This window comes from Cryptosporangium phraense (assembly GCF_006912135.1).
Lineage (GTDB): Bacteria > Actinomycetota > Actinomycetes > Mycobacteriales > Cryptosporangiaceae > Cryptosporangium > Cryptosporangium phraense.
Genome location: NZ_VIRS01000009.1, coordinates 22412 through 46928, shown reverse-complemented (window position 1 = coordinate 46928; position 24517 = coordinate 22412). Strand labels below are relative to the sequence as shown.

Genomic DNA, 24517 nt, shown 5'->3' with positions numbered 1-24517 from the left:
GAACGATGTGGCGGTGGGTCGTCCACCAGGCGATCACCACACCGGCGTTGCAGGCGCCTGACCGCCGTTCTGGGGGTCTGGCTCGGAACGATGCGAGTATGACTGCATGTCGTTGGAGGACGGGCACGGCCTTCTCCCCGTGAACGGCGGCGAACCTTCGCCGTCGTTCGAGGTGGTGCTGCGCGGATACGACCGACGTCAGGTCGAGGACGCGTTCGGCCGGTTAGAGAGCGAGCTGGGCGCGATCGCGGCTGACCGCGACGCCGCTTACGCGCGCTCCGACGCGTACGGCGCTCAGGTCGAGCGTCTGCACGCGGAGATCGACCGTCACCGGGGCGAGATCTACCACCTGCGCCAGCAGCTCGAGTACGCCGTCCGGAACCCGCACGCCGAGGTCAGCGCCCGCGTCCAGCAGATTCTCGACCTCGCCGAGGCCGAGGCCACCGAGCTCCGGTCCACGGCCCAGAACGAGCTCCTCGGGGCGCGCAACACGGTCCAGCGGGCCGCGGCCGAGGCCGAGGCGGCCGCACACCGCGTCCTCGACGAAGCGGCCCAGGACGCCCGGGGCTTACTCCGCGACGCCGAAGAGGAGATGACCCGGCAGCGCGAAGAAGCCGAGCGCGAGCTCGTCGAACACCTGATCGGCCTGCGGGAAGAGATCGCCCGCGCGCAGGAGATCATCGACGAGAACACCACCGAGGCCCGCCGCCAGGCGGACGCGCTCCTGCAGGACGCCGAGGAGCGCGCGACCGCGATCCCGGCCGAGGCCGAGACCTACGCCGAGCAGGTGCGGGCCGAGGCCGACGACTACGCCGAGACCGTCCGCTCGAAGGCCGACGCCTACTCGGCCCAGGGCCGGTCCGAGGCCGACGCCTACGCGAGCCAGATCCACGCGGCCGCCGACGCTCGTCTGTCGGCCGCCATCAACGACGCCGAGGAACAGGCCGAGCAGCTCGCGGCCGAGGCGCGCGAGCTGGCCAACACGATCGAGGCCGAGGCCAAGGAGCGCGCCGACGCGCTGATCGAGCAGGCCGAGAACCGGGTCGCCGAGGCCGAACAGCGGGTCGCCGACGCCGCCAAGCAGGCCGCGCAGAAGGTCAAGGACGCCGACAACCACGCCGAAGGCGTCGCCCGCGAGGCCGACGACTACGCGAACGCGGCCCGGCACGACGCCGACGAGTACGCCAAGGCCACCCGCAAAGAGGCCGACGACCACGCCGAACGGGTCGCCCGGCTGGCCGACGACCACGAGAGCACGGTCCGGCTCGGGGCGGACGAGTACTCGCAGAGCACCCGTCGCGAGGCCGACACCCACGCGACGAACGTCCGGGCCGAGGCCGACGCGTACAAGACGTCGACGTCGACCGCGGCCGACGAGTACGCGGAGACCACCCGTCGGCAGGCGGACGAGCACGTCAAAACGGCGAACCGGAAGGCCGACGACCACGCCGAGCGGGTCGCCCGCGAGGCCGACGACTACGCGAAGTCCACCCGGCGCGAGGCCGAGCAGGCCGCGAAGCAGACGACCGAGCAGGCCACCGCCGAGGCGGCCCGGGTCACCGCGGAGGCGACCGCCGAGGCCACCCGGCTCACCGACGACGCCCAGCGGCGGGCGGACGATCTCACCGCCGAGGCCGAGGCGCGCCGGCTCGCGCTGACGACCCAGGCGAGCGAAGAGGCGGCGCGCATCGTCGGCGACGCCGAGCGCACCGCGTCCGCGCACACCGCGCAGGCCGACGAGCAGGTCCAGGCGATGATCGACGCGGCCGAGCAGCAGGCCGCGCAGGTCACGCGCGACGCCGTCGCGTCGGCCGAGACGACGGTCGGGCAGGCGCAGGACCGCGCCCGCACGATCATCTCGGTCGCCGAAGACCGCGGCCGCGACCTGGTCACCAACGCCGAGCGGCGGGCCAAGGAGATGGTGGCCGACGCCGAGCGGCGGGCCGCCGCCGTCCGCAGCACCGCCGAGGAGAAGGCCGCGTCGCTGATCTCTTCGGCCGAGGAGCGCGCCCGGGCGCTCCGGGCCGACGCCGAGCAGCACGCCGAGGCCATCGTCACCGAGGCCCACGAGCAGGCCGCGCAGGCCGCGACCGACGCCGCCGAGGCCACCGCGGACGTGTTCCGGCGGGCCCGCGAGGCCGAGGACTCCGCGGCCAAGGCCGTGGCCGACGCCGACGAGAAGGCCGCGACGACGATCGCGCAGTCCGAGGAGAAGTCGGCCGAGCTGGTCCGGGTGGCCCAGGAGAAGGCCAACGAGCTCCGCGACCAGGCCAAGGAGCTGCTGAAGAGCTCCCAGGACGACCGGGACGAGGCCGCGGCCGCGCTCGCCGAGGCGCAGGAGAAGCTGCACACCGCCGAGCAGGAGGCCGCGACGACTGTCGCCGGCGCCAAGATGGTCGCGCGGATGCGGGCCAACGAGCTGACCGAGGCGGCCGAGAAGAAGGCCGGCGAGACGACGGCCGCGGCCGAGCAGCTCGCGAACGAGACGATGAAGGCCGCCGACGACCACGCCGAGCGGGTCGCGCGGGAGTCCGAGGACTACTCGAACACGACCCGCCAGGAGGCCGACGAGCACAGCACGACCGTGCGCGGCGAGGCCGACACCTACGCGGCGACGACCCGCCGCGACGCCGACGAGCACGCCCGCCGGGTGACGGCCGAGGCGTCGGCCCGGCAGGCGGCGGCCGAGAAGCGCGCGGCCGAGGTCACGGCGGCGGCCGAGAAGTCGTCGACCGAGCTCGTGGCCAAGGCCGAGAAGAAGGCGTCGACGCTGCTCTCCGAGGCCACGCAGGTCGCGACCGCGGCGACGACCGAGGCCGACGAGTACGCGACGCGGGTGCACGCCGAGGCCGAGGAGATGTCCCGGTCGGCGACCGAGGAGGCGGCCGCCCGGGCCGAGCAGATGATCTCGAACGCGGTCGCCGAGGCCGAGCGCATCGCCGCCGACGCGAGCTCGCGGGCCAAGAAGACGCTCGACGACGCCAAGGCCAAGAGCGCGACGATGCAGCGGGACGCCGAACTCCGGGCGCGGAACACGAAGGAGAAGGCCGGGCTCGAGGCGCACTCGACGACGCGCAAGGCGCGCGAGGAGGCCGAGAAGACGGTGGCCGGGGCGCGCAAGGAGGAGGCTCGGTTGCGCGCCGAGGTCGCCGCGTTGATCGAGCGGCGCGATGCGATCAACAACGAGATGAACCGGCTGCAGGATGCGTTGTCCGGCCTGGGCGGAGGCCTGTTGGCCAACCTGTCCGCGGTCGCGCCACCCCCGCCGCCGGAGCCCCCGTCCCCGAAGACCGACGCTCCGAAGACCGACGTCCCGAAGACCGACGCCCCGAGGACGGAGGCCCTGAAGGCGGAGGCTCCGAAGGCAGAATCCGCCAAGGCTGAAGCTCCCGAGGCCGCCGAAGCCGCCGAGGCCGAGGCCCCGAAGAAGGACGCGCCCGAGGCGTCCGGGAGCGACGCGCCGAAGGACGAGCCGGCCACGAACTCCGAGGCCGAGAAGCAGCCCAAACCCTCGGTGAACGGCTCCACGCCCGACGAGCAGCCCGAACGCCCCACCCCCTCCGAGCGCGAGACTTCCTCACCCCGGCAGACCCTGGGCGCCCGCCTGGCGGCCAACCCACACCCGCCGGCCCGCACGGCCACCCCCGAACCCCAACCGGCCACCCCGGCGCCGGCCGAGGAGAGCGCCGACGAAGCCGGACGGCAGCGAGCCGGGTCGATGCTCGGCCTGGTGGACGACCGCGCCGCGGTCGGCGTCGGCCCGACCCTCGACCTCACCTGGCGAGCCGAGCGCCGAGACGACCGCCGAGACGGCAAACCCGCCTAGACGCGAACGAACCGCCTAGACGCGAACGAACCGCTCAGACGCGGGCGAGCAGCGCCCGGACGGCGCCGTCGAACGCGGTCGGATCCTCGATCGCGGTCAGGTGCCCGGCGTGCGGTATCTGCACCACCTGAGCGTCCGGCAGCACGTCCGCCATCGCCGCCACGTCCGCGTCGGTGATCAGCGCATCCTCCTCGCCGGAGATGATCAGCGTCGGCACGTCCGCCCGCTCCAGCACGTCGAACGACGACACCCGCGACGCCATCGCGTACTCCGCCCACGCGGCCGCGTCCGGCGGCGCGGCCAGGATCGCCGCCCGGGCCGCCTCGGCCACCGCGGGCTTCGTCTCCCGGGTCGTCGACCCCAGCAGGTTGGTGAAGACGTTCTCGATCAGCGGCTCGGCCGAGTGCGTGTGTTCGAGCGCATGGGCGATCCCGATCCGGTTGGCCGCCGCGTTCTCGTTGTCCGCCGACGCCTTGGTGTTCGCGAGCACCATCCCCAGCACCCGCTCGGGGTACCGCCGCAGGAACGCCATCGTGACGTACCCACCCATCGAGAGCCCGCCGAGCACGACCTTCTCGAGCTTCAGGTCGTCGAGCAACAGCGCCAGGTCGTCGACCAGGACGTCCATGGACGGCTTCTCGTCGCCGAGCGGCGAGTCGCCCCAGCCGCGCTGGTCGGGCGTGATGAGCCGGCACGTGTCGGCCAGCAGCCAGTGCTGGGTGGCCCACATCGCCGAGGAGAGCGGGAACGCGTGGAGCAGCACCAACGGCGTGCCGTGTCCGCTCTCCTGGTAGGTCAACTCGACCGTCACGGTTCCCCCTGGTTAGTCCTGCGGCTCCGGTCGCGGCACGTCCGCGAACGCGGCCACGGTCCGGTCTGCGTACTGGCTGGCGTCTCCAGTTTCCATGGGTCCGTCCCATTCGCGTGGGAGCGGCACCAGGTCGGTTGACACGGTTCGCGCGACGATCTCGTCGAGCACCCGCTCCGCATAGCCCACCCAGAGGTGCTTCGCACCGGCCACGGGGACGATTTCTGCCTGGGTGAGCGGTTCGAAGCGCTCCCGGGCCTCGTCCGGGCGGAGGTAGTCGTCGAACTCCGGTACGAGAGCAACCACCGGTTTACCGGAGTCGGCCCAGGTCTCCAGGTCCGAAGGCCGGCTGAAGCGCAGCGGCGGCGAGAGCAGGATCGCACCGACGATGCCCGGGTCGCACCCGTACATCAGCGCGAGGTCGGTGCCGAACGACCAGCCCACGATCCAGGGATTCGGGAGTTCTTCGAACTCCGCGTACTCGATCGCCGCCGCGACGTCGAAGCGTTCGTCCACGGCCTGCGAGAACGACCCCTCGCTGGTCCCGCGCTCGGACGTCGTCCCCCGCGTGTTGAACCGGAGCACGGCGACGCCGGCCAGCGCGGGCAGGCGCTGGGCGGCCTTGCGGAAGAGGTGGCTGTCCATCATGCCGCCGTGGGTCGGCAGCGGGTGCAGGCAGACCAGCGTCGCGGCCGGCGGCCGCCCCAGCGGCAGCGCCAGCTCCCCGACGAGCGTCAGCCCGTCCGCGGTCTCCAGCGTGATGTCCCGACGATCCGCCGGCAGAACCGAGTTAGCACCGATGCGAGCCACGAACCCATTTTCTCACCGGCGCCGCGACCGGGCGCTCCAGCATGGCGTGTGCCAGTGGCGGCGGTCGTCGGCCGAGGCCTGACCCGCCCAGGCGCCGGCTTCGGGCCACACCACCACGTGCGCCGTGCCCGGCCGGACCTCCTGCTGGCATCCCGGGCACCGGTACGTCTTCCCCGACGACGACCCGGCCAGATGGCGCACCACCCACCCGTCCTCGACCATGTCGACGACGGGTACGTACGGCTCGCGGGGGCCGGGGTCGCTGCCCCGGCCCCGGCGTCGCTGATGGTTGTGCCGGCCCACGCTTACACAGCGTGCCGCACCCCTGAATCGTTCCCGGACCCGCCCGGTCACTTCCGGGCGTAGTCCCGGAAGCCGCGTTGCGTCTTCCGGCCCAGGTAGCCGGCCGCGACCAGGTGCGAGAGCAACGGCGACGGTGAGAACCCCGGCTCGTGGAACTCGGTGTGCAGCTCTTTCTGGATCGCCAGCGAGACGTCCAGCCCGACGACGTCCAGCAGCGCGAACGGGCCCATCGGATACCCGAACCCGAGCGTGACCGCGGTGTCGATCTCGTCGGTGTCGGCGTAGTGGGCGTCGAGCATCGCGACCGCGTCGTTCAGGTACGGGAACAGCAGCGCGTTCACGATGAACCCGGCCCGGTCCCGGCAGTTCACCGGGTGCTTCCCCAGGGAGCCGGTGACGGCGTGCGCGGTCGCCACCACGTCCGGGGCCGTCGACACCGTCGACACGACCTCGACCAGCTTCATCACCGGCGCCGGGTTGAAGAAGTGCAGACCGACGACGTCCTGCGGACGTTTGGTCGCGGTCGCGCACTCGATCACCGGCAGGCTCGACGTCGTCGTCGCCAGCACCGCGCCCGGCTTGCACACCGCGTCGAGCGTCTCGAAGAGCGTCCGTTTGACGTCGAGGTCCTCGACCACGGCTTCGACGACCAGGTCGACGTCGGCCAGGTCGTCGTAGCTCGAGCTGGCCCCGACCCGGGACAGGACCTCCGCGGACGACGCCAGCTTCCCCTTGGCCACCGCGCGGTCCAGCGACTTCGTCAGCGCGGCCAGCACCGCGGCACTCTTCGCGTCGCTCCGGGTCACGTAGATGACCGGGTACCCGGCCTTCGCGAACACCTCGACGATCCCGGTCGCCATCGTCCCCGAGCCGACGACGCCGACCGTCCGCACCGGCCGCGCCTCGACCCCCTCCGGCCCCACCGAGGAATCGACCACCGGCGAACCGTCCACATAGGTGTAGAAGCCGCGCCCCGACTTCACCCCGAGCAGGCCGCCCGCGATCATCTGCTTGAGCAGCGGCGACGGCGCGTGCCGCCGGTCCCCGCTCTGCGCGTACAGCGCGGTGAGGACGTCGAACGTCGTGTCGAGCCCGATCCGGTCGACGACGGCCAGCGGCCCGGTCGGTAACCCGCAGCCGTACCGCATCGCCGCGTCGACGTCGTCGCGGGTCGCGTACCCGGACTCCACGAACGACACGGCCTGGTTCAGGTACGCGAAGAGCAGCGACGACGTGATCAGCCCGGGCCGGTCGCCGACGACCAGCGGGTTCCGGTCCAGCCGCCCGGTCAGCAGCTCGACCGCGTCGTCGACGACCTCGGGATCGGTGAACACGGTCCGGACGACCTCGACCAGCGAGTCGCCGAGGAAGTGCAGACCGACCACCCGGTGCGGGTGGGCGGCCGCCACCGCCAGCTCGGTCACCGACAACGCCGACGCCGCCGAGGCGACGATCGCCGACGGCGGCACGACGGAGCCCAGCTCGGCGAACACCCGCTTCTTGAGCTCGAGCCGCTCGGGCACCGCCTCGATCACCAGATCGACGTCGGACAGCACCTCCACCGAGGACGACACCGGCACGGAGACCCGCGCCCGGGCCGCCGAATCGATGTCCACACCCACTACGTAGAAGCCGGCGCGGGCGAGTTCCTCCGCCAGCCCCGCTCCCAGCGTTCCCAGACCGATGATGCCGATGCGCGCGAAGTCCCTGGACACGGTCGCCCCTCTCCTAGCTGGCCGCGGAGTGCTCAGGAGTGTGGCATACCGGCCAGTAACATAGGCGGCACCATGGCCCGCATCACACGCCTTATGGGGGCTTGCCCGCATCTGAACCGAATCACCTGGGGTTACTCGCGAGTTAGGTTGCGTCCTAGACTCGCGGCCAACAGCCGCACTCGCAGGAGGTCCCGATGACCGTGACCGATCAGACCTCGCGCCCTGGCACTCCGGCGTTCGACGGCGGGTTCCTCGTCTCGTCGAGCCCGGCCACCGGCGAGGAGGTCGGCCGCGTTCCGGTCAGCGACGCCGACGGCGTCCGCGACGCCGTCGAGAAGGCCCGGCCGGCGGCTGCCTGGTGGGCCGCCCTGGGCTACGCCGGACGCCGGACCCGCCTGCTGCAGTGGCGCGCGACGATCACCCAGCGCCTGGACGAGATCACCGACCTCATGCACCGCGAGAACGGCAAACCGACCGACGACGCGATGCTCGAACTGCTGATCACCGTCCACCACATCGACTGGGCGGCGAAGAAGGCGGCCAAGGTCCTCGGGCCGCGCCGGGTCGCGTCCGGGATGCTCGCGTCGAACATCGCCGCCACGCTGGAGTACGCGCCGCTCGGCGTCGTCGGCGTGATCGGGCCGTGGAACTACCCGGTGTTCACGCCGATGGGGTCGATCGCCTACGCGCTGGCCGCGGGCAACGCCGTGGTGTTCAAGCCCAGCGAGTACACGCCGCTGGTCGGGAAGTGGCTGGTCGACACGTTCGCCGAGGTCGTGCCCGAGCACCCGGTGCTCACCGGCGTCTACGGCGGCGGCGAGACCGGCGCGGCGCTGACGTCGGCCGGCGTCGACAAGATCGCGTTCACCGGGTCGACGGCGACGGCCAAGAAGATCATGGCCGCGGCCGCGGCCACGCTGACCCCGGTGCTGATCGAGTGCGGCGGCAAGGACCCGCTGGTCGTCGACGCCGACGCCGATCTGGACGCCGCCGCCGACGCCGCCGTCTGGGGCGGGCTGTCCAACGGCGGCCAGACGTGCATCGGCACCGAGCGGGTGTACGTCCACGAGGCGGTGTACGAGCCGTTCCTCGCGAAGCTCACCAAAGCCGCCGAGAGCATCACGCCCGGCGAGGCCGTCGACGCCCACTACGGCCCGGCGACGATGCCCTCCCAGCTCGACGTCATCCGCCGTCACGTCGACGATGCGCTCGCCCGGGGCGGAAAGGCCGTCGTCGGCGGCAGCGAATCCGTCAGCGGGCCGTTCGTCGAGCCGGTGATCCTCACCGACGTGCCAGAAGACGCGGCCGCGGTGCAGGAGGAGACGTTCGGCCCGACGCTGACGGTCAGCAAGGTCAAGGACATGGACGAGGCGGTCGAGCGGGCCAACGGCACGCCCTACGGCCTCGGTGCCGCAGTGTTCTCGAAGCGGCGCGGGGTCGAGCTGGCCCGCCGGATCCGGTCCGGCATGACCAGCGTCAACTCCGTGCTCTCGTTCGCCGGGGTCGCGTCGCTGCCGTTCGGCGGCGTCGGCGACTCCGGGTTCGGACGCATCCACGGCGAGGACGGCCTGCGCGAGTTCACCCGCCCGAAGGCCATCGCCCGCCAGCGGTTCGGCCTCCCGATGGCGATCTACAGCTTCACCCGCACCGACAAGACCAACGCGCTGCTGGTCCGGACGATGAAGTCCCTATACGGACGTCGGCGCTAGCGCCATCTCGAGCACGTAGGGCACGGCGGCGGCCGCGAGCAGGCGTCCCCAGGTGCGGTAGCCGAGCGGCGACGGATGGAAGCGGTCCATCGCGAAGAACTTCGCCGTGTCGACCGGCAGCGGGCCGGTCAACAGGTGGCCCAGCCCCGGCGTCGACAGGCAGAGCCGGGCCAGTTGCCGGTCGAGCAGCCGCGCGTACCCGCCGATCGACCAGCGGAACACGCGCGGCAACGACCCGAACCGGTGCACCGGCGGAATGCTCACCAGCAGCACGGGCACCGGCCGGCCGATGCGTGCTCGCAGAGCGTCCACCAGAACCGATACGTCGGCCCGCCAGGCCGACGGGCGCCGGAAGCGCAGAGCGTCGTTGGTGCCGGCGGAGAGCACGACGACGTCGGCATCCACCGCGGCGGCCTCGGAGACGAGGGCCGTGATCCCACGGACCGTGTCCCCGCTCCGGGCCAGGACCTGCCACGACACCGGACGACCGGTGCGCTCGGCCAGCGCGGCCGAGAACTGGCCGGCCAGCGCCTCACCGTGGTGACCGGCACCGACCCCGGCCACCGAGGAGTCCCCGACGAACAACACGGACAGGGGTTCCCCATCCCCCGCGGCCAGACCGGCGAGTGGTCCGGCCGCATCGGGGAGATGCGGGATCCGGCGCGAGATCGCGGCGTGCACACGACCGACCGGTTGTGTCATCGGGGCTCCTTCTGGCGTTCACCGTCCGTTCAGCGAGCGGAAGTGTGCCAGATGAAGATGAACTAACCAGCTTTTCCCACAATGTCGATGATCCAGGCCGTCGCGAAGGCCGCCTCGCGCCAGGCGTCGTACCGGCCGCTAGGCCCCGAGTGCCCCGCCCCCATCTCGGTCTTGAGCAGCACGTTCGGTGCGCCGACGGCCCGGAGCTTGGCGACCCACTTCGCCGGCTCGTGGTAGAGCACCCGCGTGTCGTTCAGCCCGCCCAGGGCCAGGATCGCCGGATAGGGGCGTTCCTCGACGTTGTCGTACGGCGCGTACGAACGGATGTAGGCGTACGCCTCCGGGTCGTGCAGCGGGTCGCCCCACTCCTCCCACTCGGTGACCGTGAGCGGCAACGACGGGTCGAGGATCGACGTCAGCGCGTCGACGAACGGCACCTCGGCGACGATCGCCCCGAACGCCTCCGGGGCCATGTTGGCGATCGCGCCCATCAGCAGCCCACCGGCGCTGCCGCCCCGGGCCACCAGCCGTGGCACCGACGTCCACCCGGCCTCGACGACCGCTTGCGCGGCCGCGATGAAGTCGGTGAACGTGTTGATCTTGTGGCCCAGCTTGCCGTCGTCGTACCAATGACGGCCCAGCTCACCGCCACCGCGCACGTGCGCGACGACGAAGACGAAGCCGCGGTCGAGCAGCGACAGCCGGGCCACCGAGAACCACGGGTCCATGCTGATCTCGTACGCGCCGTAGCCGTAGAGCACGCAGGGCGCCGAACCGTCGCGCGGGGTGTCTTTCCTGGCCACGATCGACAGCGGCACCTTGGTGCCGTCGGGGGCGGTCGCCCACTCGCGGAACTGCTCGTACTGCTCCGGGTCGTAGCCGCCGAGCACCGGCTGCTGCTTGCGCAGCGTCAGCTCACCGGTCTCCAGGTCGCAGTCGAACACGGAGTCCGGCGTCACCAGGCTGGTGTAGTGCAGCCGGAACTGCGTCGTCGCGTAGTCCGGGTTCCCGGCCGGCTCGACCGTGTAGACCGCCTCCGGGAACGCCAGGTCCCGGGGTTGCTCGCCGTCGGCCAGCACCCGCAGGCCGGTCAGCCCGTCCTTCCTCAGGTGGACGACGACGTGGCCGGCGAACGCGTCGACGTCGGAGAGGCGAACCGCGGGGTCGTGCGGGATCAGCGGTGTCCAGTCGGCCGGGGCGTCGATCGGGGCGGTGGCGAGCTCGAAGTTCTCGGCGTCGTCGTTGTGCAGGACCAGGAAGCGCTCGTCGCGGCCGGGCGCGTCGGCCTGGTGGTCGACCGAGTACTCGACGCCGTCACGGCGCGGAGCGATCAGTTGCAGGTCGTCCCGGGGGGTCCTCGCGTCGAGGACGTGCACCTCGCTGGTGGTCTTGCTGCTGGTCTGGACGACGATGTACGCCTCGCTGCGGGACAGGCCGACGCCGACCCAGAACCGCTCGTCGGGCTCCTCGAAGACCACGGTGTCCTGGTCGGCGGGCGTGCCGACGGTGTGCCGCCAGACCTGGTTCGGCCGCCAGGCGTCGTCGACCGTGAGGTAGAAGAGCTCGGTGCCGTCGGCCGACCAGGCGGTGCCGTAGGACGTGTTGGGGACCTCGTCGGCGAGGTCCTCGCCGGTCGTGAGGTCCTTGATCCGGAGCGTGAAACGCTCGTCGCCGGCGAAGTCGGTCGAGTACGCGAGCAGCCGGTCGTCCGGGCTGACGTCGAACGTGCCGAGCGCGAGGAACGGTTGGTCACCGGCGACGGCGTTCTCGTCGAGCAGGATCACCTCGCCGGGCAGGGCGGCGCCGTCCTTGGTGTCGGGCGGGGTGATCTGGTCGTTCTCGGCGGCCAGCCGGCAGTGGATGCCGTACTGCTTGCCCTCTTCGGTGCGGGAGTAGTACCACCAGTCGCCCTTGCGACTGGGCACCGAGAGGTCGGTCTCCTGGGTGCGGCGCTTGATCTCGTCGAACAGCGTCTCGCGGAGGCTCTCCAGGTGAGCGGTCTGCTGCTCGGTGTACTCGTTCTCGGCCGTGAGGTACGGCAGCGTATCGGGGTCTTCCTTGTCGGCCAGCCAGGCGTAGTCGTCCTGGAACTCGTCGCCGTGGAAGCTACGAACGAACGGAACCTTCTTGGCGACCGGAGCAGTACTCATGCTCCGCACGTTAGCGCGGGGAATGCCTCCGGAGGTGGGGGGTTGGAATCGGTATGGACGCTGTCTCCGTGCTGGATTTCGTCGGCATTCCGTATGGCGGTACCGCTCACGAGGCGATCGAGGCGAGCGTGTCGCTGGCGCGGTCCGTGGAGCAGCTGGGCTACCGGCGGATCTGGTTCTCCGAGCACCACAACTCGCCGACGCTGGCCTGCACGGCACCGGAGCTGCTGATCGCCCGGGTCGGAGCGGCGACGACGACGTTGCGGGTGGGCGCGGGCGGCATCATGCTGCCGAACCACGCGCCGCTGAAGGTCGCCGAGACGTTCCGGACGCTGGAGGCCATGTTCCCGGGCCGGATCGACCTCGGTCTGGGCCGGGCGCCGGGCACCGACGGGCTGACCGCGCTGGCCCTGCGCGGCTCCGAAGAAAAGGTCATGGGCAACGAGTTTCCGCAGCTCATGGGTTCGTTGTTGGCGTTCTTGACCGACGGGTTCCCCTCCGATCACCCGTTCGCTCAAGTGCAGGCGACGCCGGTCGTGCCGACGTCGCCCGAGCTGTGGGTGCTGGGGTCGAGCGAGTACGGAGCGCGGTTCGCGGCGGTGAACGGGCTGGCCGCGAGCTTCGCGCACCAGATCAACCCCGAGCTCGCCGGCCCGGTCCTGCGCGCCTACCGTCGCGACTTCCGCCCGTCGCAGTTCCTCGACGCTCCGCGCAGCAGCGTCTCGACGATCGCGTTCGCGTCCGAGGACGCCGCCGAGGTCGACGAGTTCGCCGCGTTCTGGACGCTCAACATGGCCAAGCTCCGCTCCGGGCGCCCGTCACCGACGTCCCCGGAGGAGGTCAAGGAGTTCGCCGCCTCACCGTCGTTCCCGGCCGCCCGCGAGGCGATGGCCGGCCGCTTGACCGTCGGCCCGCCCGACGAGGTGGTCAGCGGCTTGAAGGCGCTGCTGGAAGACACGGAGGCCGACGAACTGATCATCGCCACCCCGGCCCCGGACTACGCCGCCCGCCTACGCTCCTACGAACTCCTGGCCGGGCGCCTGCTCCCGGAGTAGCTGCGCGGATTCGCGGAAGTCGTCGAGCAAGGGGGCGGTGGCGTTTCGGCGGGTGGCGACGACTACTCGGAACGGGGCCAGGCCCTCGATCGGGATCGTGGCCAGATCGGGCCGGAGCGTGCTGCGCCGGTCGCCCGCCGGACGGATCGCCACCGCTTCGCCGTCGGCGACCCGCTCCAGCTTCGTCTCCCACCCGTCGATCGTGGCCGGAGGGTCGGCCGACGCGCGGCCGGGCTCCAACCGCCAGAACGTGTTCGACGCCATCGACGTCACCGGGCACGGCAGCATCGGCTCGTCGGCGTAGTCGTCCGGCGTGACCGACGTCCGGGCGGCAAGCCGGTGGAACAGCGGCACGACGAGCACCGACGGCTCCTCGTACAGCTCGGTCACGTCGAGATCGTCGAGCGGGAACGGGAACGGCGTCCGGCCCACGAGCACGTCGACCGACCCGTCGAGCAGCGCCGGATGAGCGTCGCACCAGTTCAGGTGCCGGACGTCGACCCGGGCGTCCGGACGACGGCGGCGGAGGTCGCGCACGGCGGGCGTCACCACGATCTGCTCGACCGAACCGACCGTGAGCGAGTTCGCCGAGGCCGTGGCCGCGTGCGCGGCCTGCCGCGCGGACCGCAACAGGCCCAGCGCCTGCGGCAGGAACACCCGACCGGCCTCGGTCAGCCGGCTGCCCTGCGGCGTCCGATCGAGCAGCCGGACGCCGAGCTGCTGCTCGAGCCGCATGATCTGCCGGCTCAGAGCGGGCTGCGCCACGTGCAGCGCCTCGGCCGCCTTGGCGAAATTCAGATGCTCGGCCACGACCGTGAAGTACCGCACGAGCCGCAGGTCGAAGTCGAGGGCCGCGTCCAGTCCAACCGGCACAGTATCGGGCACCTTTTGGAATCTACCCCCATGCCGCCGAGGCATGACGAGTTGCGAAACGGGTCTTGGACGACATCCGGACCAGCGGATTTGACTCGGTGTCATGAGCACATACGAAGGCAGGAACGTCGTGATCACCGGCGGCAGCAGCGGCTTCGGCCTGACGACGGCGGCCGCCCTGGTGGACGGCGGGGCCCGCGTCCTGATCACCGGGCGCACCCAGTCGACGCTCGACGCGGCCGTCACACAACTCGGCGAGGCGGCGATCGGAGTCCGCAGCGACGCCGGGTCGGTGGCCGACGTCGAGGCGCTGGCCGATCGGGTGAAGACCGAGTTCGGGACGATCGACGCGCTGTTCGTCAACGCGGGCATCCCGTACTTCGCGCCGTTCGAGGCCGTCACCGAACAGGCCTACGACGAGGTGTTCGCGATCAACGCCAAGGGCCCGTACTTCACCGTCCAGAAGCTGGCGCCGCTGCTCAACCCGGGCAGCGGCGTCGTGCTGACCACCTCGGTGGTGAACGTCGTCGGGTATCCGATGGTCAGCGTGTACGCGGCGACGAAGGCCGCGCTACGGCTGATGGCCCGGAGCCTCGGACGCGAACTGCTGCCCGCCGGGATCCGGGTCAACGCGGTGAGCCCCGGGCCGATCGACACCGGCATCCTCGACCGCAACCTGCCGCCCGAGGTCGCCGCGCAGACCAAGGCGCAGATGGCCGCCGACAACCCGATGGGTCGCTTCGGGAGGCCGGACGAGATCGCCAGGGCCGTGCTGTTCCTGGCGTTCGAGGCGACGTTCACGACCGGCGCCGAACTCACCGTCGACGGCGGCGCCTCACAACTCTGACCTAGAACAGCTTTCCGTCCGAGTCGTCGATCCCCCGCAGCGCGTCGTAGTTGAGCGTCACGCACCGGATCCCCCGGTCGAGCGCCAGCACCGACGCCTGCGGCTTGATCTGCTGAGCCGCGAACACCCCACTCACCGGCGCCAGCAACGGATCCCGGTTCAACAGCTCCAGATAGCGGGTCAGCTGCTCCACGCCGTCGATCTCGCCGCGCCGCTTGATCTCGACCGCGACCGTGCCGCCGGCCGCGTCCTTGCAGAGGATGTCGACCGGGCCGATCGCGGTCGGGTACTCGCGCCGCACCAGCGTGTACCCCTCCCCCAGCGTCGTGATGTGCTCGGCCAGCAGCCGCTGCAGATCGGCCTCGACCCCGTCCTTCACCAGCCCGGGGTCGACCCCGAGCTCGTGCGACGAGTCGTGCAGCACCTCGTCGATCGTGATCCGCAGTTCCTCGCCCGCCTTGTTGATCACCGTCCACACGCCGGGCTGCTCTTCCAGCCGGCACGGCGGGCTCATCCAGTTCAGCGGCTTGTAGGCCCGGTCGTCGGCGTGGATCGACACCGAACCGTCCGACTTGACCAGCAGCAACCGCGTCGCGGGCGGCAGGTGGGCGGTGAGCCGACCGATGTAGTCGACCGAGCAGCGAGCAATGACCAGGCGCACGGCGAATCAGGCTAGTCGGGTGCCAGACATCGATCCAACCGCGGCGGCGCTAACGTCATCGTCGTGAGCGCACCGACCAGCAGATTCGTCAGCCACGTCTTCGGAACCTGGTCCGATCCGCTGGAGGTGCACGCCGCCGGCGTCGCGCTCCGCGACAAGACCCCGGTCACCACCCACTCCCGCTACGGGCGCGCGCACGACCGCCCCGACCCGGTCGAGTTCGTCGAGCGCACCAACGAAGGCCGCGTCGACCAGCTGATCGCGCTCCGCGTCGGCCGGATGGTCGCGTCCCCGTTCGCGTTCCTCCGCGGCAGCGCCGGTCTGATGGCGGCCGATCTGGCGCCCACCCCGACGTCCGGCATCACGGCCTGGATCTGCGGCGACGCCCACGCATCGAACTTCGGCCTGTACGCGTCGCCCGAGCGTCGTCTGGTGATGGACGTCAACGACTTCGACGAGACCGTCGTCGGACCCTGGGAATGGGACCTCAAGCGTCTGGCGGCCAGCCTCGTCGTGGCCGGCCGCGAGGCCGGCGTCGACGAGGGCCGCGCCCGTGCGGCCGCGTCCGACGCGGCCCGCACCTACCGCGCCGCCCTGCGCGAGCTCGCGCACATGCCGATCTTGGACGCGTTCTACCTGACCACCGACGAGAAGACGATCGACCATTTCGACGTCGATCAGCTCGGCGAAGTCTTCAAGAGGATCGGCAAGAAGGCCCGGAGGAACACCAGCCGCCGGGTCGTCGAGAAGTTCGCCGAGCGGGCCGAGACCGACCACTGGCGGTTCGTCGACGACCCGCCGATCCTCGCCCACGTGAGCCCGGAGACCGAGCAGTCGGTGCTGGACGGCCTCGAGGAGTACGCCAGCGGCTGCCTCGACGACGAGCTCAAGCAACTGCTCCAGCGGTACTCGGTGGCCGACATCGCGCACCGGGTCGTCGGGCTGGGCAGCGTCGGACGGCGCAGCTTCATCGTCCTGCTGCACGGCAACGGCGAGGACGCGCTCGTGCTGCAGGTGAAGGAGGCCGGTCCGTCCGCGCTGGCGCCGTACGTGGAGGCGACACCGTACGAGCACAACGGCGAGCGGATCGTGCGCGGGCAGCGCTGGATGCAGACGGTCAGCGACATCCTGCTCGGATGGACGACGGTCGACGGCCGGCCGTTCCTGGTCCGCCAGTTCCGCGACATGAAGGGCAGCATCGACCCGGCGCTGCTGAAGCCGAACCAGCTCGACGACTACGCCCGGGTCGTGGGCGCGGTGCTGGCGCGGTCGCACGCCCAGTCGGCGGATCCGCGCGTGCTGAGCGGCTACGTGGACGGTGACACGGGCGACGGTGACGACTTCGACCAGGCGATCGCGTCGTTCGCGGTGGCCTACGCCGACCAGACCGAGTCCGACCACGACGCGCTGGCCGCGGCCGTCCGCCTAGGACGTCTCCCGGCCGAGATCGAGGACCCGGACTGAGCGAACGCCGCCCGCGGCGCGCCGGTCGACGCGTCGACAGCGGGGCGTGAGCGTGCCACGCTCTGGCCCATGACCGCTCCGTTCGAGAACCGCGTACCTCCGCTGCCGATGCCGGGCCCGCCGGTGCCGCCGCCGGCCCCCGCGCCGGTTCCGGTCCCCCCGCCCGGTCCCAGCCCGTACCCGGGCCCCGAGCCGTCTCCGGAGCCCGGCCCGTCCCCGCTGCCCCCGGACCCGGAGCCCCAGCCCGACCCCGAGCCGATTACGCCGCCTTCCTGACAGCAGCGCGTAACTGTCGCACCACGGTTCTACCGTGTGAAGCGTGCTCGAATTTCTCACCGGTACCGGTCTGGCTGCCTCGTCAGGTCTGAACGCCTACATCCCGCTGCTCACGCTCGGGGTGCTCTCCCGCTTCACCGACACCGTCACGCTCCCGGCCGGCTGGCAGTGGCTCGACAGCGGCTGGGCGCTGGTGATCCTGGCCGCCCTGCTGGCGATCGAGATGGTCGCCGACAAGGTGCCGGTCGTCGACTCGCTGAACGACGTCCTGCAGACCGTCGTCCGGCCGACCGCAGGCGGCCTCGCGTTCGGCGCCACCGCGACGTCCGACGCGGTGACCGTGAACGACCCCGGCAGTTTCGTCGAGCACGGCGCCTGGGTGCCGATCGCCGTCGGCGTCGTGCTCGCGCTGGTCGTCCACGCCGGAAAAGCCACCGCCCGCCCGGTTCTGAACGCCGGGAGCGCCGGTTTCGCCGCGCCGGTGGTCAGCGTCCTCGAAGACGTCGCGAGCGTCGGGCTCTCCCTGCTCGCGCTCCTGGCGCCCGTGCTCGTCGTCGTGGCGCTGGTCGCGATGGTCGCGTTCTTCGTCTGGGCCTACCGGAAGATCCGGGCCCGCCGACGCCTCCGCAAGACCCGAAAGAATGCCGTAATTCAGTCAGACCCTCTGCTTAGGTAACATAGTGGACGGCTCATTCCTCGAGGTGTAGCAGGAGCCACAGGAACGTGTCACGGTCACTCGACCGGGTAGAACCCCGGCAGCACGACCGCAGGGGGGTCCGATGGAGATCGACATCATCAGCGTGCCGTTCAGCGCGTCCGGCCGGGCGGGCGGCGCCGCCGCCGCACCGGCCGCCGTCCACGCCCAGGGGCTGGTGGGACGCGTCCGGGCGGCGCTGCCGTCCGGCTGGTCGCCGCAGGAGCCGCCGCCGGTGGCCGGGGGCGACCGATCGCTGACCCGGAACTCCGAGACCGGTCTGCTGAACGAGCAGGCGCTCGCCGCGATGATCGACGGCGTGGCCGACGCGGTCTCCGCGAGCCACGGAAGCGGCAACCTGCCGCTGCTGCTCGGCGGCGACAACCCGGTGCTGCTCGGCGGCCTGGTCGCGACCGGGCACCGCCCCGAGGGCCCCACCGGCCTGCTCGTGCTGTCCGGTCGCGAGTGCGCGTGGCCGCCCGACAAGTCGCCGACCGGCGTCGCGTCCGACTGCACGCTCGGCCTGGCGCTGCTAGCGCAGACCAACGCGGTGCTCTCCAACGGCCTGTCCAGACGGCTGCCGCTGGTGCCCCCGGGCGCGGTCGCGGTCCTCGGCACCCGGGACGCCGACGAGCTCACCGCCGAGGGCATCCCGTCGCTGTCCGGCAGCATCCGGATCCGGTCGGCCCAGGATCTCGGCGTGGCCGGCCCCCACCCGGTGCCGGGCGCGGCCGTCGTGCGGCACGCGATCGAGGCCGTCGAGCACATCCGGCGTACCGGCGAGCAGTGGTGGTTGCACGTCGATCTGAGCGTGCTCTCGGCGCAGGCGCTGGCCGCCACCGAGCGTCCGCTGCCCGGTGGCCTGAACTGGGAGCAGCTCGCCGCGCTCACCAAGTCCGCGCTCGGCGCGCCCGGCCTGGTCGGCTGGAGCGTCGCCGGGTACAACCCCGACTCGGACTTCGAGCGGGTCGGGGCCGCGGCCCTCGCCGACTACCTGGTCGAGTCGGTCAGCGCGCTGCCCCCGGCGTCGCGGGTGGCCGTCGCGAGCAACGGCATGCTCCGCACGCCGTCCGCGCTAGACGCGCTCACCGAGACCAAGGAAGAAGAGGAAGAGGCTCAGGCCGTAGCGAGCCCGTGAGTCTGTTCAATGACCGTGACGATCTCCGACATGATCTCGTTCAGCCCGTAGTCCTTCGGCGTGAACACCCGCGCGACCCCGGCCGCCTTCAGCATCTCGGCGTCGTCCTCGGGAATGATGCCGCCGACGATCACCGGAACGTCGTCCAGACCGGCGGCGCGTAGCCCGTCGATCACGGCCGGCACGGCCAGCGCGTGCGCACCCGACAGGATCGACAGCCCGACCACGTGCACGTCCTCGGCGACCGCGGCCGCGACGATCTGCGCCGGGGTCAACCGGATGCCCTGGTAGACGACTTCGAACCCGGCGTCCCGGGCCCGCACCGCGATCTGCTCGGCGCCGTTGGAGTGGCCGTCCAGACCCGGCTTGCCGACGAGCATCCGCAGCCGTCCGCCCAGCTGTTCACCGGTGGCGCGCACCCGCTCGCGAACCGCGGCGATCGAGTCACCGGGGTTCGAGGCCGCGGCCGCCGACACCCCGGTCGGTGCCCGGTACTCGCCGAACACGTTCCGCAGCACGCCGGCCCACTCCCCCGTCGTGACGCCGGCCCGCACGCAGGCGATCGTCGGCTCCATCAGGTTCGTGTCGTTCTTGGCCGCGTCCGCGAGCGCGGCCAGCGTGGCGTCGACCGAGGCTTGGTCGCGGTCGGCCTTCCAGGCCGCGAGCCGGTCGCGCGCGGCCTGCTCGACGTCCGCGTCGACCGTGAAGATCGCCTTCTCGGCCCCGGTGAGCGGGCTCGGCTCGGTCTCGGTGTACTTGTTGACGCCGACGATCACGTCCTCGCCGGCCTCGACCCGGGCCCGACGCTCGGCCAGCGAGCGCACGAGCTCGCCCTTCATGTAGCCGGACTCGATCGCCGCAACCGCACCACCGCGGTCCTGCACCCGGGCGATCTCCGCCCGCGCACCCTCCAGAATCGACCCGACCTTCTCCTCGACCACGCGGGAGCCGTCGAACAGATCCTCGTACTCCAGCAGGTCGCTCTCGAACGCGAGCACCTGCTGCATGCGCAGCGCCCACTGCTGGTCCCAGGGCCGGGGCAGGCCGAGCGCCTCGTTCCAGGCCGGGAGCTGCACGGCCCGGGCCCGCGCGTTGCGCGAGAGCGTCACGCCGAGCATCTCCAGCACGATCCGCTGGACGTTGTTCTCCGGCTGCGCCTCGGTGAGGCCGAGCGAGTTCACCTGGACGCCGTACCGGAACCGCCGGTGCTTCGGGTTCTCCACCCCGTAGCGCGAGAGCGTGATCTCGTCCCAGAGCTGCGCGAACGCCCGCAGCTTGCACATCTCCTCGACGAACCGCATCCCGGAGTTGACGAAGAACGAGATCCGGGCGACGACGTCACCCATCCGCTCCTGCGGCACCTGGCCGGAGTCGCGGACCGCGTCGAGCACGGCGATCGCGGTCGACAGCGCGTACGCGACCTCCTGCACCGGCGTCGCACCGGCCTCCTGCAGGTGGTACGAGCAGATGTTGATCGGGTTCCACTTCGGCAGCGCGACGACCGTGTGGGCGATCATGTCGGTGATCAGCCGCAGGCTCGGCGCCGGGGGGAACACGTAGGTGCCCCGGGAGAGGTACTCCTTGATGATGTCGTTCTGGGTCGTGCCGGTGAGGTCCGTCAGCTCCGCACCTTGCTCCAGCGCGACGACCTCGTAGAGCGCGAGCAGCCACATCGCGGTCGCGTTGATCGTCATCGACGTGTTCATCCGGTCGAGCGGGATGCCGTCGAACAGGATCCGGGCGTCGCCCAGGTGGGAGATCGGCACGCCGACCTTGCCCACCTCCCCGGCCGCCAGCTCGTGGTCGGGGTCGTAGCCGGTCTGCGTCGGCAGGTCGAAGGCCACCGACAGACCGGTCTGGCCCTTGGCCAGGTTCCGCCGGTACAGCGCGTTCGAGGCCGCCGCGGACGAGTGGCCGGCGTACGTCCGCATCACCCAGGGGCGATCGCGTTCCGGCGAGGACGGGTACGGCATCGGGCACCTCCGGCGTCGGTGCCGAGAAGTCTACTGACGGGTAACTGGCCTACGGCGATGACGCACGCCACAACCGGTCAGGTGAATCGAGCAAGGTGATGCGTCTCGTGGCGGAGGACCCGGCTCAGCCCCGTCGCCCGCAACAGCCGGGCCACGCGCAGCGGCACGTCACGCAGGAGCAGTTCACGCTGGGCGCACGCGGCCCGGCGCTCGACCCCGAGCAGCATGCCGAGCCCGATCGCGTCGACGGTCTGGACCGCGCTCAGATCGAGCACGAGCGGCCCCGAACCCGACCCGATCGCCTCGTCCAGACGTCCACGCAGCGCACCGACCGTCGCCGCATCGAGCCGAGGGCCGGCGGTGACGATCTGGCTCATCATGCGTACCTCTCCGCTAACAGCGTCTCGGTACGCATTATCACCTATTCAGGACAATACGGGTGTGCGCAACTGCAGCCACATGGCCGTCGTCAGCATGGCTCTGGGCTGGCACACTGGAGCCGTGACGGGTGTCGTAGCTCCGATCGTCGCTCTCCTGGTGGTGGCGTTCCTGGCTTTGCTGTTGCGGTGGACGTACGGAACCCAGCGGGTCGTGGGCCCGCGTCCGGACGGAAAGAGCACCGATTACGGTCTCCTCCACGAGGTCGCGGTCGCGCCCTCCCGGGGCGAGGCGAACGCGCTGCGCGCCGTGCTGTCGGACGCCAACATCCGGTCGACCACCGCCGAGGCCGGCCGCGGCCGCGTCCGGGTCCTCGTGTTCGCCGCGGACGTCGAGCAGGCCCGGGCCCTGGTCGGGCCCGGCACCTACTGATCAATCGGTTCTCAGACGGCGGGGAACTCGTCGTCCTCGACCTTGATGCGCTCGATCGTCGCGCCGAGCCCACGCATCTGGCTGAGGAAGTCGGGGTAGCCGCGGTCGATGTGGAACGCGTCGGCCACCTCGGTGACGCCGTCGGCCCGTAGACCCGCGATCACCAGGCCGACGCCGGCCCGGATGTCGGTGGCCTTCACCGGGGCGCCGGACAGCCAGGTCTTCCCGCGGACGACCGCGTGGTGCCCGTCGGTGCGCACGTCGGCGCCGAGGCGCAGCATCTCGTTGATGAACATGAACCGGGCGTCGAAGACGTTCTCGGTGACCATCGACGGCCCGTCGGCCACCGCGCCCAGCGTGATCGCCATCGGCAGCATGTCGGTGGCGAAGCCCGGGTAGGGCAGCGTGACGATGTCGACGGCCTTGGGGCGCCGGTCCATCCGGACCCGGAAGCCCTCGCCGGGCTGCATCGGGTCGAGCAGGTCGATGTGCGCGCCGGCCTGGTTGAGCTTGTCGAGCGCGATCTCCAGGTGCCGCGGCTCGCCCCGCCGGACGATGATGTCACCCTGGGTGATCGCGGCGGCGAACGCCCAGGTGCCGGAGACGATGCGGTCGGGCACCGTGCGGTGGGTGACCGGACGGAGCTCCTCGACGCCCTCGATCTCGAGCGTCGACGTGCCGGCGCCGGAGATCTCGGCGCCCATCTCCTTGAGCATCGAGCAGATGTCGACGATGTCGGGCTCGCGGGCCGCGTTGTCGATCACCGTCGTGCCCTTGGCCAGGACGGCGGCCATCAGGATGTTCTCGGTGGCGCCGACGCTCGGGAAGTCGAGCCAGATCCGCGCGCCGTGCAGGCGGGACGCCCGGGCCACGACGAAGCCGTGCTCGCTGGTGATCTCGGCGCCCATCCGCTCGAGACCCGCGATGTGGTAATCGAGCCCGCGGGACCCGATCGCGTCACCACCCGGGTGCGGCACCCGCACCTCGCCGCGCCGGGCCAGCAGCGGCCCCAGCACGTTGATCGACGCCCGCATTCGGCGGACCAGGTTGTAGTCGGCCTCCGTGCCCGGCACCGCCGGCACGTCGATCGTCAGCGTGTCGCCCTCGAGCGCGGCCTCGCAGCCCAGCCGCCGGAGCACCTCGCTCATGATCGTGACGTCGAGGATGCGCGGGACGTTGGTGAGAACCGTCCGTCCCTCGACCAGCAGCGACGCCGCCATCAGCTTGAGGACGCTGTTCTTGGCGCCGCTGACTGTGACCTCACCGACCAGTGGGGTCCCACCTGTCACTCGAAAAAGCTCCACGCGGCCACGGTACAGGGCTCGGGCGTGTGCTCCGTGTCATGTCCACAACGGTCCGGCCGTCCGGTGGATGACCGGTGCCTATGCTCGGTGGATGGCCGTACACCTGACCCGCATCTATACGAAGACCGGCGATTCCGGTACGACCAACCTGGGCGACCTGAGCCGGGTGCCGAAGACGCATCCCCGGATCGGGGCCTACGCCGACGTCAACGAATCGAACGCGGTGATCGGCGTCGCGCTGGCCCTGGGGCAGCTCGCGCCGGAGGTGGCGGACGTCCTGAAAGCAGTACAGAACGACCTGTTCGACGTCGGAGCCGACCTGGCGACGCCCGTCGCGGAAGACCCGAAGTACCCGCCGCTGCGGGTCACCGAGACGCAGGTCGAGCGGCTCGAAGGCTGGTGCGACGAGTTCAACGGCCGGCTGCCCAAACTCGACAGCTTCATCCTGCCGGGCGGGACGCCCGGCGCCGCCCTGCTGCACCAGGCCACGACCGTCGTCCGGCGGGCCGAGCGCTCCACCTGGACGCTGCTCGAAGCCGAGCCCGAGATCACCCACGAGATCCCGGCCAAGTACCTCAACCGGCTCTCGGACCTGCTGTTCATCCTGTCCCGGATCGCCAACCCGGACGGCGACGTCCTGTGGAAGCCCGGAGCTAGCGCGTAGGGAACGAGCCCGGCGCGGCCGACTCCAGCCAGGAGAGGAAGCCGGTCAGCGCCGACCCGCTCATCGCGAGTTCGACCGGGCCGCTCCGGTCGGTGCACTCCAGCACGACCGAGCCGGTCAGCAGCGCGAGCGTCTCCTGCTCGCTGGGGTCGCGACGCCCCACCACGACCAGATCCCGACGGGTGAGCACCCGGCGCGGCCACGGGCTGAAACTGAAGAGCCGGTACCAGCGCAGCTGGTCACCGGCGAAGCGGGCGAGCCCGAGCGCCCAGCCGCGGCCGAGGCGGGCCCGGTACAGCCGGACCGACAACTCGACCGCGCCGCTCCGGGCGATCAACAGCCGACGGACGAACAACACCGCCAGCAGCAGAAAGATGAACGCAAGCAGCAGGGCTACCGCCTCGAGCACGGTGGTCATCCCGCGCGCCCCCGTGCCTGCTCCGGCCTCAGTACTGCCCGGCGCGAGAACCCTCGGGGGTACTCACGTTCTCCGCCAGTACCGAGACACCCGTGTCGGAGACCGAGAGGAACCCTCCGTGGACGGTCCAGCGGTGCTCGCCGTCGGCGCTGCGCACCAGGACCTCGCCCGGGTCCACCAGCTCACCGAGCAGCGGCGTGTGCCCCGGCATGATGGCCAGCTCGCCCTCGACCGTCCGGGCGATCAGGATCGTCGCCTCGCCGGACCAGATCTTCTCCTCGACCGACACGACCTCGACGTGAAGCTCGGCCACCACT

General features: G+C 71.3%; 22 protein-coding genes. 9 read left to right on the top strand and 13 right to left on the bottom strand.

Annotated features, from left to right (window positions below):
• Window positions 1-106 precede the first annotated feature (106 nt).
• A complete protein-coding gene (locus FL583_RS40100) occupies window positions 107-3826 on the top strand; it encodes a hypothetical protein (protein WP_170323645.1) in 3720 nt (1239 codons plus the stop codon).
• A 34-nt stretch (window positions 3827-3860) separates the two neighbouring features.
• On the opposite strand, the gene FL583_RS14525 is transcribed toward FL583_RS40100, so the two are convergent.
• Genes FL583_RS14525 through FL583_RS14510 form a run of 4 tightly spaced genes read right to left on the bottom strand, consistent with a single transcriptional unit; the run spans window position 3861 to window position 7462 of the window.
• Complete coding sequence (locus FL583_RS14525; RefSeq protein WP_205752144.1) at window positions 3861-4637, bottom strand: alpha/beta fold hydrolase; 777 nt, start codon at window positions 4635-4637, stop codon at window positions 3861-3863.
• A 12-nt stretch (window positions 4638-4649) separates the two neighbouring features.
• Window positions 4650-5444, bottom strand: a complete 795-nt coding sequence (locus FL583_RS14520; RefSeq protein ID WP_142705160.1) for an alpha/beta hydrolase — start codon at window positions 5442-5444, stop codon at window positions 4650-4652.
• A gap of 12 nt (window positions 5445-5456) precedes the next feature.
• The gene (locus FL583_RS14515; RefSeq protein WP_205752143.1) at window positions 5457-5747 is read right to left on the bottom strand and encodes a hypothetical protein; all 291 of its coding nucleotides are present in this window, start codon (window positions 5745-5747) and stop codon (window positions 5457-5459) included.
• Window positions 5748-5794: 47 nt separating this feature from the next.
• Entirely contained in the window at window positions 5795-7462 is a 1668-nt protein-coding gene (locus FL583_RS14510) for a 3-hydroxyacyl-CoA dehydrogenase family protein (RefSeq protein WP_205752142.1), read from the bottom strand.
• Between the two features lie 194 nt (window positions 7463-7656).
• Here FL583_RS14510 and FL583_RS14505 point away from each other — a divergent pair, with 194 nt between their 5' ends.
• Complete coding sequence (locus tag FL583_RS14505; RefSeq protein ID WP_142705158.1) at window positions 7657-9171, top strand: aldehyde dehydrogenase family protein; 1515 nt, start codon at window positions 7657-7659, stop codon at window positions 9169-9171.
• Here the strand turns inward: FL583_RS14505 and FL583_RS14500 are convergent.
• Both FL583_RS14500 and FL583_RS14495 read right to left on the bottom strand, forming a co-directional pair.
• Complete coding sequence (locus tag FL583_RS14500; protein WP_142705157.1) at window positions 9151-9873, bottom strand: SGNH/GDSL hydrolase family protein; 723 nt, start codon at window positions 9871-9873, stop codon at window positions 9151-9153. The genes FL583_RS14505 and FL583_RS14500 overlap by 21 nt on opposite strands.
• 62 nt (window positions 9874-9935) lie before the next feature.
• Window positions 9936-12032, bottom strand: a complete 2097-nt coding sequence (locus FL583_RS14495; protein WP_142705156.1) for a S9 family peptidase — start codon at window positions 12030-12032, stop codon at window positions 9936-9938.
• A gap of 44 nt (window positions 12033-12076) precedes the next feature.
• On the opposite strand from FL583_RS14495, the gene FL583_RS14490 reads away from it, so the two are divergent.
• Window positions 12077-13078, top strand: coding sequence for an LLM class flavin-dependent oxidoreductase (locus FL583_RS14490; protein WP_142705155.1), 1002 nt, complete (start codon window positions 12077-12079; stop codon window positions 13076-13078).
• Here FL583_RS14490 and FL583_RS14485 read toward each other — a convergent pair.
• A complete protein-coding gene (locus FL583_RS14485; RefSeq protein ID WP_205752140.1) occupies window positions 13034-13951 on the bottom strand; it encodes a LysR family transcriptional regulator in 918 nt (305 codons plus the stop codon). The two genes, FL583_RS14490 and FL583_RS14485, sit on opposite strands and share 45 nt — an antisense overlap.
• A 103-nt stretch (window positions 13952-14054) precedes the next feature.
• On the opposite strand from FL583_RS14485, the gene FL583_RS14480 reads away from it, so the two are divergent.
• Window positions 14055-14798 carry an SDR family oxidoreductase gene (locus tag FL583_RS14480; RefSeq protein ID WP_142705153.1) on the top strand — a complete coding sequence of 248 codons (744 nt, stop codon included), beginning with the start codon at window positions 14055-14057 and terminating at the stop codon, window positions 14796-14798.
• Window position 14799: 1 nt separating this feature from the next.
• Here FL583_RS14480 and nucS read toward each other — a convergent pair whose 3' ends face one another.
• Window positions 14800-15459, bottom strand: a complete 660-nt coding sequence (gene nucS / locus FL583_RS14475) for an endonuclease NucS (RefSeq protein ID WP_142705152.1) — start codon at window positions 15457-15459, stop codon at window positions 14800-14802.
• 63 nt (window positions 15460-15522) lie between these two features.
• Here nucS and FL583_RS14470 point away from each other — a divergent pair, with 63 nt between their 5' ends.
• The 3 genes from FL583_RS14470 (at window position 15523) to FL583_RS14460 (ending at window position 19031) form a co-directional block, all read left to right on the top strand.
• Window positions 15523-16923 carry a DUF2252 domain-containing protein gene (locus FL583_RS14470; RefSeq protein WP_142705151.1) on the top strand — a complete coding sequence of 467 codons (1401 nt, stop codon included), beginning with the start codon at window positions 15523-15525 and terminating at the stop codon, window positions 16921-16923.
• A gap of 319 nt (window positions 16924-17242) precedes the next feature.
• Window positions 17243-17875: a DUF4126 domain-containing protein gene (locus tag FL583_RS14465; protein WP_142705150.1), complete on the top strand. Its 633-nt coding sequence runs from the start codon at window positions 17243-17245 to the stop codon at window positions 17873-17875.
• Window positions 17876-17978: 103 nt separating this feature from the next.
• Entirely contained in the window at window positions 17979-19031 is a 1053-nt protein-coding gene (locus FL583_RS14460) for an arginase family protein (RefSeq protein WP_142705149.1), read from the top strand.
• On the opposite strand, the gene FL583_RS14455 is transcribed toward FL583_RS14460, so the two are convergent.
• Window positions 19010-21004: a protein meaA gene (locus FL583_RS14455; protein WP_142705148.1), complete on the bottom strand. Its 1995-nt coding sequence runs from the start codon at window positions 21002-21004 to the stop codon at window positions 19010-19012. The two genes, FL583_RS14460 and FL583_RS14455, sit on opposite strands and share 22 nt — an antisense overlap.
• A 77-nt stretch (window positions 21005-21081) precedes the next feature.
• Window positions 21082-21381, bottom strand: a complete 300-nt coding sequence (locus tag FL583_RS14450) for an STAS domain-containing protein (RefSeq protein ID WP_205752139.1) — start codon at window positions 21379-21381, stop codon at window positions 21082-21084.
• A 124-nt stretch (window positions 21382-21505) separates the two neighbouring features.
• On the opposite strand from FL583_RS14450, the gene FL583_RS14445 reads away from it, so the two are divergent.
• Window positions 21506-21814, top strand: a complete 309-nt coding sequence (locus tag FL583_RS14445; RefSeq protein WP_205752138.1) for a putative signal transducing protein — start codon at window positions 21506-21508, stop codon at window positions 21812-21814.
• An 11-nt stretch (window positions 21815-21825) separates the two neighbouring features.
• Here FL583_RS14445 and murA read toward each other — a convergent pair whose 3' ends face one another.
• Complete coding sequence (gene murA, locus FL583_RS14440; RefSeq protein WP_142705147.1) at window positions 21826-23118, bottom strand: UDP-N-acetylglucosamine 1-carboxyvinyltransferase; 1293 nt, start codon at window positions 23116-23118, stop codon at window positions 21826-21828.
• Between the two features lie 91 nt (window positions 23119-23209).
• Here murA and FL583_RS14435 point away from each other — a divergent pair, with 91 nt between their 5' ends.
• A complete protein-coding gene (locus FL583_RS14435) occupies window positions 23210-23782 on the top strand; it encodes a cob(I)yrinic acid a,c-diamide adenosyltransferase (RefSeq protein WP_142705146.1) in 573 nt (190 codons plus the stop codon).
• On the opposite strand, the gene FL583_RS14430 is transcribed toward FL583_RS14435, so the two are convergent.
• Window positions 23772-24200: a DUF2550 domain-containing protein gene (locus tag FL583_RS14430; RefSeq protein WP_142705145.1), complete on the bottom strand. Its 429-nt coding sequence runs from the start codon at window positions 24198-24200 to the stop codon at window positions 23772-23774. The genes FL583_RS14435 and FL583_RS14430 overlap by 11 nt on opposite strands.
• Before the next feature lie 28 nt (window positions 24201-24228).
• Entirely contained in the window at window positions 24229-24516 is a 288-nt protein-coding gene (locus tag FL583_RS14425; protein ID WP_170323644.1) for a F0F1 ATP synthase subunit epsilon, read from the bottom strand.
• Window position 24517 lies beyond the last annotated feature (1 nt).